The sequence below is a fragment of the Belliella alkalica genome, from assembly GCF_022549785.1.
Classification (GTDB): domain Bacteria; phylum Bacteroidota; class Bacteroidia; order Cytophagales; family Cyclobacteriaceae; genus Belliella; species Belliella alkalica.
Genome location: NZ_JAKZGO010000024.1, coordinates 46,723 through 55,415, shown reverse-complemented (window position 1 = coordinate 55,415; position 8,693 = coordinate 46,723). Strand labels below are relative to the sequence as shown.

Below are 8,693 nucleotides of genomic sequence, written 5' to 3'. Positions count from 1 at the left end.
AATTTTAATTCATTTCAATCAGCTGCGATAGCTTTTGCGCAGTAGTATAGATAACTTTGACCTATACCATAGAAACAAGTTGCTGTAGAATATTTACCGATTAAACGAGAAATATTCTGATAGTGGAGTCATGTCGGGTAATCTGCAATTTTACTATTCAACACAATTGGCAAAAAACAGGTAAAAACAAAAGAAACCAAATCTGCCTGAATAGTTTCTCAATCTAAAAAAAGTTAATTACTCCCTCTTTTTCAAAACAAATTATTCTTCAAGCTATTTCACTATTATATTTGTAAAGAATTTTAAACTATATTTTAGTAAGCATTAAACCCAATTTAAACTTATTGTTTATGAAAAAATCCAGAATAACAGGTGTTGGCCACTATGTACCGGATCAAATTATCACCAATGACTATTTATCTTCCATCATGAATACAAATAATGAATGGATAGTAGAAAGAACTGGAATTGAAGAAAGGAGATGGTTTACCCCTGGCAAAGACACTGTCACAAGTATGTCATTAGCAGCTTCTAAAATGGCACTCCAAAGAGCAGGAATAGAAGCAAAAGAGATAGATTTTATAGTATTTGCGACCATCACACCAGATTATTTTGTACCGGGCAATGGAGTTCTGCTACAACGAGAGTTAGGAATACAAGGAAAACCTGCTCTAGATATTAGAAATGCCTGTTCTGGTTTTATCTATGCCCTATCTGTTGCAGATCAATTTATAAAAACAGGAATGTACAAAAACATTCTGGTAGTTGGAGCCGAAATACAATCATCAGCATTGGATAAATCAGATGAAGGAAGATCAAGCGCAGTAATCTTTGCGGATGGTGCTGGCGCTGCAATCCTTCAAGCTGTAGACCAAGACCAAAATGGCATACTGTCAACACATCTTCATGCCGACGGAGATTATGCTGAGGAATTGTATCTCAAAGACCCCGGTAGTAGTCGAGAAGTCCGCCTTTCTCCTGAAATAGTCAATGAATCAAGTTTCAAGATGTTTATGAATGGAAATACTGTTTTCAAGCATGCTGTGGTGAGATTTAGTGAAGTTATAAATGAGGCATTAGAAGCAAACGGCAAAGACAAATCGGAAATAGACCTCTTGGTTCCTCACCAAGCTAATTTGAGAATTAGTAATTATATACAACAAAAAATGGGCTTGAGTGATGAAAAGGTATTTAATAACATTATGAAGCTGGGCAATACAACAGCCGGAACCATCCCTATTGCACTAAGTCAAGCATGGGAACAAGGCAGGTTAAAAGAAGGAGACTTGATAGTACTTGCCGCATTTGGTAGTGGATTTACTTGGGCATCTGCGATACTCAATTGGTAAGATGGAAGAATCTGAAAAGATTGATATTGAATTAATAAAAAACATTAAACTGTTTGAAGATATACAAGCACAAAAAAACATCTTTCTTAATCTCTTTACAGAAATAGCTAACCAATTTTCCCAATCGATATTAATTCAAGCTTTTGTAAATTCAAAAGGAACAAAAGTATCCCAAGGAATAAATCTTGAAAACTGTCCTTATCAAGTTCTCGATATATTCAGAGATTTCGATCGAAATAATGGATACAATATTAGAATTCTTAATTGGTGGGGTCATGGCTTGTATATTTTGATTCAATTTGGGAAGAATACAGCTGAAAATCATAAAACAGATATTGAGATTAAATTCAAAGAATTCAATGTTGGATTAGCTTCAAATGCTTACGATTACAAGGAAATACTATCCTCAAATCAGACTCTTGACTCAATCAATTTAATCAATCACATAAAAGAATTTGATGGTCTTTTAATATTTAACAAAATCCCATATAACCAATCTGTTGAAAATCTAAAGTTCGATTTATTGGAAAAAATCAAATTCATCTTGGACAAATAATACAGGGTATTCTTTTAAATATAAGGTAAATTGAAGTAAATTAGAACCGAATCAAATCAATTGCGTAATAATTAATCGAATTATTGAAATGAATGTTTTAGCATTACTTTTGACCTCCTTTATTTCAATGGTCTCAATAATCAACATTGCTCAAAAGTAAAATGGAAAAAATGAAATCAGATTTTATGAAATATATACTTGGCTGTTTGCTCCTTATAACCCTACCGTTTTCTCTTTTTGCCCAAAGCAATTCCAATGTTGTCACCCTATATAATTCAGATTCCACTTTTGTGGGAACAGGGTTGATGAAAGACAATAAAATGGATGGATTGTGGAAATTTGAAAACCCCAAAAAAAGAATCCTGATTCAAACATCAAATTTTACTAATGGCAAAAGGGATGGCAAAACAATTGCCTACCATGATGGTAAAATAAAACGCTTAGAAGCTGAATATAAGCTTGATAAACTCAATGGTTCTTATAGAGAGTATGATATTTTTGGAAATTTGAAAATTGAATTGGTATTTCAGGATAGCATACCTGTGGGACCGTATAAAGAGTATTATCCAAAAACAAGCCAAGCGACAAATTTTAACCCAAACATAGAAAGAATGGAGGGTCAATACGTCAACGGGAAGAAAGACGGAGTTTGGATCACCTATTTCAACGTTCGCCCAGCTGCCATAGCCATCAAAGAAACCTATAAAAATGGATTTCTGGAAGGCCCATACATGGAATATGATTATGATGGTACAATGATGGTAGAAATAAATTATGTAAATGGAAAGCCTGACGGTTCTTTTAAAAGATTTGCTAACAACAAGATGATTTGGCAGGAAGGTCAGTTTGATAAAGGAAGAAAAGTTGGCAAATGGCTTTCATACTTCCCCGGAACAAAGACACTAGAGTCGGAAGAATACTATGATGATAGAGGAAATAAGACTGGAGAGTGGAAATACTATTATGAAAACAAAAGAACTGCTAGGATAGAAAAATACGAAAATGATATTCCAGTAGGCACTTGGGAAGAATACTTCCCTAATAGAAATTTATCCAAAAAGAAAACATACGAACTAGGAGTTCCTGTTGGAGATTATATAGAAAACCATTCCAATGGATCTGTGTCAGTAGAAGGTCAGTACAAAGGCGGAGTAAAAGATGGTCTTTGGAAAAATTACTTTCCTGATGGGAAATTGTATTCTATTGGGGAATATAAAAACGACCTTAAATCAGGACTTTGGAAGTATTTTAATAAAATCGGAATATTAATAGCTGAGGGAGAGTATAGCTTAGGCTCAGAGAATGGCCAATGGTTCTATTATTATGATGGGGGTCAGTTGAAATCAGTGGGAAGTTACTTCCTAGGTTTTGAAGAAGGTAAATGGGGATTGTTTTATGACAATAAACAACTCACCCAAGAAGAATACTGGAGTAATGGAAGATTGATGAATCTAGGCGATTATTTTACTTACAATGGATCCAAAACTCTTGATAAAGGCACCTTAAAAGATGGGAATGGAACCAGAATCACATATTATATAAATGGTAAAAAAGAATCTGAAGGAAGCTATAAAAGCGGAAAGCCTGAAGGTAAATGGTCTTATTATCATGAAAATGGAAGAGTCGCATCCGAAGGTGAAATGGTAGATGGTAAAAAAGAAGGAGTATGGAGATACTTCAATATGAATGGGCGACTTGAACAGATCATTACTTTTGAAGATGATGAAATCAAAGAACCAAAAGATCCAGAAATTGAGATAAAGTTCAAAACCTTTGAATAAGTTATAACAATCTTAATAGTAATCAGTTTCATTAAAAAAATATGTTCGGATTATTCAAAAAGAAAACAGAAGTAGAAAAGCTTCAGGAAAACTACAAAGCGTTACTTGAAAAAGCACATAAAGTATCCCATTCAAATAGAACTGAGTCGGATAAATTAATGGCGGAAGCTGAAGAAATAGCAAAAAAAATAGATAGCCTTAAAAGTAAATAACAATATTTAGAAGCTATGCTCTAATATTAACTTATTGAACTCACGTAATTTTCGTGAGTTCTTTTTTTGATTACACTTTTGCCAAATTTCATAATGTTTTTTTATATTTTTTCCAATGATTACTGATTTGCTAAAACGTTTTTATCAAAATTTTATCAATTTGATAAATTATTTATCAAAACATTTTTTCAAAAAGGCACGTAAAACAAACTATAATACTAAACCAAAACAATTATGAAAAATCTAACTCTAATCCGATTGGGACTTGTTTTGATGCTAGGCATCGGAATGTCTCTAAACAATAAAGTAGAAGCTGCACCTTCTCCTATGGGGGTTAGTTTTCAAATTTTCTACAATGAATTAAGTCCATATGGTGACTGGGTAAATGATAGAAACCATGGATTTGTATGGATACCAAATGTAGGTGGCAACTTCCATCCTTATGGCACTAATGGTTATTGGGAAATGACAAATTTTGGAAACACTTGGGTTTCTCATTATGACTGGGGATGGGCTCCATTCCATTATGGAAGATGGTTTTGGACTGATTTCTATGGATGGGCTTGGGTACCTGGATATGAATGGGGACCAGCTTGGGTGAATTGGAGAACTGGTGGTGGATATTATGGATGGGCACCTCTTGGACCTGGTGTTGGAATCAACGTCTCGATAGGCTTTCATAGCAATCATTGGAGATTCGTGCCACAAAGAAGATTCAGACATCGTCATTTCTACAATTACTATGTCCCTTCTCGAAACGTAGTAAGCATCTACAATAGGACTACTATTATCAACAACACTTATGTCTATAACAACAGAACTTATGTGTCTGGCCCTGCTAGAAGAGATATAGAAAGAGTTACTAGAACTTCAGTACCAGTCTATCAAGTAAACAACAGCTCAAGACCTGGAAGAGCATCAGTAGGCAATAATAGAACCTTGAGTGTTTATAGACCTGAAATTGACAACTCCAGAACTGCGAATGCACAAGCAAGACCTTCAAGAGCTTTGACAACAGATGAATATAGAAGTAGCCGATCGGCAAATCAAAGCAGATCAGCTGTAAACAGTAGAAGCGCTGACAACAACAATAGAAGTGTTAATAACAACAGTAGAAGCGCTACTTCTAGGGAAGCTAACTCCAGGGTAAATTCGCAAAGTAGAACAACAACTCAGGAAAGTAGAGCTGCATCTTCAAGCAGAACTCAAGCTGCACCACGGAATACCAGAGAAAGTTCGGTACAGAATTCTACTAGACCATCAGACGTGAGATCTGCTCCTCAGCAAAGTCAAAGTGCTCCTAGAGTAAATCAAAACAGTAGAAGTTCAAGAGAAGCTACAGCACCTGCTACGAATAGATCAAGTCAGCCAACAAATGTTAGGCAGTCTGCTCCTAATACAAGGAATACAGGAACTGTAAATTCTGCTCCAGCTAGGCAAACAAGAACAGCACCTGCAAGATCTAGTAGTCCTGAAAAGGTTAGGCAGTCTACTCCTAATACAAGGAGTTCCAATACTGTAAGGTCTGCTCCAGCTAGGCAATCTACTGCTTCTCCTGCAAGATCTAGTTCAAACACTAGATCATCATCAGGAACCTCTTCGAGAGGTGGTGGTAGAGGAGATATCTAAATCATTCATAATTTTAAATAAAAAAGGGATGCCAATTATTTGGCATCCCTTTCTGTTTTTTCTAAAACTTCTTTGGTACTAATCCTCTTCCCTGATCGATAAGTTCGTCTAGTTCATAATCTTTCCCTACCCCCCATCTCAAAAGTTCCTCAATGGTATATATTTCTGTGGTATCTAAATCTTTTACTTTGAAATTGGAACCTGAAATTCTGGAAATAACTTCCAACTTTCTGTTTTCTCCCATGTTCCGAAATTCATAAACCCTACCTACCCTAAGGTTGTCTAAAGCAATTGCCATGTTCAATCAATTTTCAATAAGTTAATCCTTTTAACTGGCCCTGGACAAAAATTGTTGTGACAAGCTAAGCAAGAATTTACCAAAAGTTGATAATTGTCCAACAACTCTTCTTTATTACTATTCTCCAACTCCTTAAGACTTGCCAAATAAGCCATTCCCATAGATTGAAATGTTTCTGATTTCACATTGGCATCAGTAGGTTTTGCAGTCAATATCGCTTTATGCTTTTCAAGATACTGTTTTATTGACTTTCCTTCTTCTACTGAGACTTTCATTTCCTCCATGTCTATAAACATATTTCTCATCAATAGCGCCAGAGGTGCATCTTGATTTGGATATTTTATAGTTTCAGAGACATTCTTTTTTTCTTTTTGAGAACACGAAATAACTATTGCCAATAAGAAAATAAAAAATAGAAATCTATGCATTTTCCTTTATGATTACACCTACTGCCTCAAAAGCATATTCTTCTTTAGGTGCTGTGATCTCTTCGATCTCTGCTTTAGATTTACCAGCATCCTCTGCATAGTGTCTCAAAGTAGCTACATCAGTAACTGTCTTGGTAGCTACGCCTTCGATGATTACTGGATAGCCCTGAGATGTCAAAGGAACAAAAAAACCATAATCTTTGAATGTCACCCTCATAGTCTCACCACTTGGTAAGTCCATAGTCATCCAACATCCTTTTTTGGAACAAACCTCTTTGATTTGGCCGACTACTTTCCCTTCAAATTCACCTGAGCCTTCCAATTTATCATACATTTGAGCTACTGATAACACCCCAATCTCCTCCACTTCAGCTCCATAATTACCAGGAACTTGGCTTGTCTCTTCTACAACTTCTGTCTCAGTATTTTGATTTTCAGAATTATTGCAAGCAAACATAAAAGGGATGACTGCAAAAACTAGGATCTTGATTCTTTTCATTTTAATGCGGGTTATGTTTTTATGATGTAAAAGTAACCAGATTTTGAAATTACCTCAATATCAATGTTCTAAATTTTATTTATTTTTCAATTTATCAGCAAAAACCTTCTTAAATTTCTCAACTTTAGGCCTAATGACTATTTGACAATATGGCTGCATTCCGTTGTCATTAAAATAATTTTGATGATAATCCTCCGCAACGTAGAAATTGTTGAATGCTGTAATTTCAGTTACTATTTTGTTGTCAAATGAACCTGACTCATCCAGTTTTTTCTTGTAAAATTCCGCAACCTCTTTTTGCTTATCTGAATGATAAAATATTGCTGATCTATATTGCGGACCGACATCAGCACCCTGTCTATTCAGTGTTGTTGGGTCATGAGTTGACCAGAAAATTTCCAAAATCTCTTCAAAAGATATCACCATAGGATCAAAAGAAAATTGGATGACTTCTGCGTGGCCGGTGGTTCCAGAGGTAACCTGTCTATAGCTCGGATTATCTATATGACCACCACTATAGCCCGATTTGACACCTTCTACACCCTTTAGATCTTGATAAATAGCTTCTATACACCAAAAGCATCCTGATCCTAATGTTGCTAGTTCCATTCCATTTTGCACTTCTACTTTTGTTTTGGGAATTTCTTTCATGGACTTTGTTTTTTGTTGTGCTTGAATATTGGATACTCCAATAATACTTAGTATTGTGAGGAAAAATATTTTTTTCATAACCCTTTGTTTTTCTTAAAACAACAAAAGATGCTATGTAGTTTTGAATTTTGTGTAAATTCTGATTTTTCCAATTTCTAAGTTTCTCTCAGATGAATCAACAAATACTTTACCTTCATTTATCAAGCGATTGGTTTCAGATTCCAAATCTTTGAAAAAATGACTCCAATCTTGGGGGTAAATCCATTTTATTACTTCCAAGGGGTGAAAAGGTTCTCCATTTTTCATCCTGCCCATTTCCAAAATAGCAACTTCGAGAATTGATATGTTAAGAGTTTTCTTCAAAACAATTAATTACAAATCATTATAAATGCAGGAGGAAAATTCTTTAATGTAAAACTTGTTTTTATAGTAGAAAAATAGTCTGCAAACTGATACTTCAACAAATAAGAATAACATATCTGAATGAATTTACCTTTTTCAGTTACTGACTCTTTACTTTTGCGATAAATCTGCGCTCTTATATCCTTCGGTATAAGACTAAATGGCAATGAAGATAATATAAAATCAGCCTTTTCCCCACCAAGATATTTGTCAATATTCTCTGCTGAATCACAGATAATCTCAATGTTTTTTTGCGGAAACATTTTCTCAAGGTTATCGCAAAAATTCTTTGAAATCTCAAACACTAAAAGTTTGGCATCTGGATCCATTCTTTCAACAATACCTTTGGTTATACTACCATCTCCTCCACCCAATTCAACCAGTATTTTCGCACCCTTGAAATCAGCAAATGACAACATTTTATCAACCAATGGTTTTGAACTGAATGTAACAGCACCTGTGGTTGAAATATTTGTAAAAAGCTCTTTAAAGAGCAAACCTTTCTTCATAACTTAACTTGTATAGTTACGCAATATAGGTAATTTAGAAAATTAATAAACGAAAAAATTCATATCCCTCCAGCTCTCGCAGTTATCACCCTAATTATGAGCCAAAAAGCAGAAATACGATCAAATTTACTTTTGAACATAAATAACATTTTAACTAACTTTTGGAAAATAAGTATTCCTTTTTTCCTTTTGATGCTTACACTTCGAGTAGTTGAAATTATTTGGGTTTTTTCAATTCATCAAATAGAAAAAGAACGAGTTTGGACAAGTATTAATGGGGTTTTATTTGATTTAGAGTGGATTTTTTATGTACTCGGAATTCTTTTCATATTCTTCCTAGTACTTTATGGATTTTTTCCTAAAGTCGCCTCCATTCTAT

Annotated in this window: 11 protein-coding genes; 5 read left to right on the top strand and 6 right to left on the bottom strand. The window is 34.6% G+C overall.

What is annotated here, in order from left to right; genetic code table 11:
• The first annotated feature begins 350 nt into the window (after positions 1–350).
• The 5 genes from MM213_RS18775 to MM213_RS18755 all read left to right on the top strand — a co-directional run bounded on the left by MM213_RS18775 (position 351) and on the right by MM213_RS18755 (position 5,527).
• Positions 351–1,349, top strand: a complete 999-nt coding sequence (locus MM213_RS18775) for a 3-oxoacyl-ACP synthase III family protein (RefSeq protein ID WP_241414432.1) — start codon at positions 351–353, stop codon at positions 1,347–1,349.
• Position 1,350: 1 nt separating this feature from the next.
• Entirely contained in the window at positions 1,351–1,905 is a 555-nt protein-coding gene (locus MM213_RS18770; protein WP_241414431.1) for a hypothetical protein, read from the top strand.
• 185 nt (positions 1,906–2,090) lie between these two features.
• Positions 2,091–3,686, top strand: a complete 1,596-nt coding sequence (locus MM213_RS18765) for a toxin-antitoxin system YwqK family antitoxin (RefSeq protein WP_241414430.1) — start codon at positions 2,091–2,093, stop codon at positions 3,684–3,686.
• Between the two features lie 41 nt (positions 3,687–3,727).
• Positions 3,728–3,898, top strand: coding sequence for a Lacal_2735 family protein (locus MM213_RS18760; RefSeq protein ID WP_241414429.1), 171 nt, complete (start codon positions 3,728–3,730; stop codon positions 3,896–3,898).
• Between the two features lie 234 nt (positions 3,899–4,132).
• Positions 4,133–5,527 carry a DUF6600 domain-containing protein gene (locus tag MM213_RS18755; protein ID WP_241414428.1) on the top strand — a complete coding sequence of 465 codons (1,395 nt, stop codon included), beginning with the start codon at positions 4,133–4,135 and terminating at the stop codon, positions 5,525–5,527.
• 61 nt (positions 5,528–5,588) lie between these two features.
• Here the strand turns inward: MM213_RS18755 and MM213_RS18750 are convergent, their stop codons facing one another.
• The 6 genes from MM213_RS18750 to MM213_RS18725 form a co-directional block, all read right to left on the bottom strand.
• Complete coding sequence (locus MM213_RS18750; RefSeq protein WP_241414427.1) at positions 5,589–5,825, bottom strand: hypothetical protein; 237 nt, start codon at positions 5,823–5,825, stop codon at positions 5,589–5,591.
• Positions 5,826–5,827: 2 nt separating this feature from the next.
• Positions 5,828–6,253, bottom strand: a complete 426-nt coding sequence (locus MM213_RS18745) for a hypothetical protein (RefSeq protein WP_241414426.1) — start codon at positions 6,251–6,253, stop codon at positions 5,828–5,830.
• Positions 6,246–6,752: a DUF4920 domain-containing protein gene (locus MM213_RS18740; protein WP_241414425.1), complete on the bottom strand. Its 507-nt coding sequence runs from the start codon at positions 6,750–6,752 to the stop codon at positions 6,246–6,248. Before MM213_RS18740 ends, MM213_RS18745 begins: the two co-directional genes overlap by 8 nt.
• 75 nt (positions 6,753–6,827) lie before the next feature.
• Positions 6,828–7,481 (bottom strand): peptide-methionine (S)-S-oxide reductase MsrA, encoded by a 654-nt coding sequence (gene msrA, locus MM213_RS18735; RefSeq protein ID WP_439647570.1) that lies wholly within the window; start codon positions 7,479–7,481, stop codon positions 6,828–6,830.
• A gap of 33 nt (positions 7,482–7,514) precedes the next feature.
• On the bottom strand, positions 7,515–7,766 hold the full coding sequence (locus MM213_RS18730; protein WP_241414424.1) for a hypothetical protein: 252 nt from the start codon (positions 7,764–7,766) through the stop codon (positions 7,515–7,517).
• A 5-nt stretch (positions 7,767–7,771) separates the two neighbouring features.
• Entirely contained in the window at positions 7,772–8,314 is a 543-nt protein-coding gene (locus MM213_RS18725; protein WP_241414423.1) for a class I SAM-dependent methyltransferase, read from the bottom strand.
• Positions 8,315–8,693: the final 379 nt, after the last annotated feature.

Coding starts and splice junctions, on each gene's coding strand:
- MM213_RS18775 (WP_241414432.1), top strand. CDS start 351: ATGAAAAAATCCAGAATAACAGGTGTTGGCCACTATGTACCGGATCAA.
- MM213_RS18770 (WP_241414431.1), top strand. CDS start 1,351: ATGGAAGAATCTGAAAAGATTGATATTGAATTAATAAAAAACATTAAA.
- MM213_RS18765 (WP_241414430.1), top strand. CDS start 2,091: ATGAAATATATACTTGGCTGTTTGCTCCTTATAACCCTACCGTTTTCT.
- MM213_RS18760 (WP_241414429.1), top strand. CDS start 3,728: ATGTTCGGATTATTCAAAAAGAAAACAGAAGTAGAAAAGCTTCAGGAA.
- MM213_RS18755 (WP_241414428.1), top strand. CDS start 4,133: ATGAAAAATCTAACTCTAATCCGATTGGGACTTGTTTTGATGCTAGGC.
- MM213_RS18750 (WP_241414427.1), bottom strand. CDS start 5,825: ATGGCAATTGCTTTAGACAACCTTAGGGTAGGTAGGGTTTATGAATTT.
- MM213_RS18745 (WP_241414426.1), bottom strand. CDS start 6,253: ATGCATAGATTTCTATTTTTTATTTTCTTATTGGCAATAGTTATTTCG.
- MM213_RS18740 (WP_241414425.1), bottom strand. CDS start 6,752: ATGAAAAGAATCAAGATCCTAGTTTTTGCAGTCATCCCTTTTATGTTT.
- msrA (WP_439647570.1), bottom strand. CDS start 7,481: ATGAAAAAAATATTTTTCCTCACAATACTAAGTATTATTGGAGTATCC.
- MM213_RS18725 (WP_241414423.1), bottom strand. CDS start 8,314: ATGAAGAAAGGTTTGCTCTTTAAAGAGCTTTTTACAAATATTTCAACC.